General features: G+C 46.7%; 1 protein-coding gene. It reads left to right on the forward strand.

Annotated features, from left to right (window positions below):
* Nucleotides 1-629 precede the first annotated feature (629 nt).
* The coding region (locus HT737_RS32935; RefSeq protein ID WP_374011219.1) for a hypothetical protein at nt 630-698 on the forward strand (69 nt) is incomplete at its 3' end.

Genomic DNA, 698 nt, shown 5'->3' on the forward strand with positions numbered 1-698 from the left:
CGCTCCCACTGTTTCTTTCTGATTTATTTTTTTTTTTGCTCATCAGGCGGCTGCACACCAGGGTGCGAGCCGGACGATGGCCGGAGGAACTGACAACTTTCTTGCACCGGCCATGGTGTCAGCGGCGGCATCAATAAACGTGCCGGGTACTCCGTCTGACGCTCAGGCGGTGCTACAAACGCATTGCAACTTTCTGATAATTCACGCTTTTAATTATTCACCGGAGGAGTCCGCGAAAACCTGTCTACACGCTCAGGCTAAACGTTTGCCAAGTTGTCCGAACTGTCAGGACTCAATCTGGTGCACTGCACTTTTTTTCATTACAGGCGATTAACCGCAGCTCAACTTCAAGCAGCTGATTTCACATAGGAAATCTTGCTCATATTTCCATCCTGTCAAGTGCGTCAAAATGGTGAACGGCCTCACCATTTTGGTGATTTATGTTTTTTATCTTTATTTTTCAACGATTTAAAACAGCAATAAGCTTATAAAAAATAATCTTGATCAATTGCAGAACTGCGGCTAGCTTCTATTCCTGACAGCGCTGACAGGAATACGCCGATCAGCGTTGTACATCAATAAAACATTGAGAACCGGCACAAGTCGGTCATGCCTGCGAGGAACTCGGAATGTCTCTGTTGATCCGTGGCGCCACCGTTGTTACCCATGATGAAAGTTATCGCGCCGACGTCTATTGC

The organism is Pseudomonas sp. MD195_PC81_125 (assembly GCF_014060985.1).
In the GTDB taxonomy this organism is placed as follows: Bacteria; Pseudomonadota; Gammaproteobacteria; order Pseudomonadales; family Pseudomonadaceae; genus Aquipseudomonas; species Aquipseudomonas parakoreensis.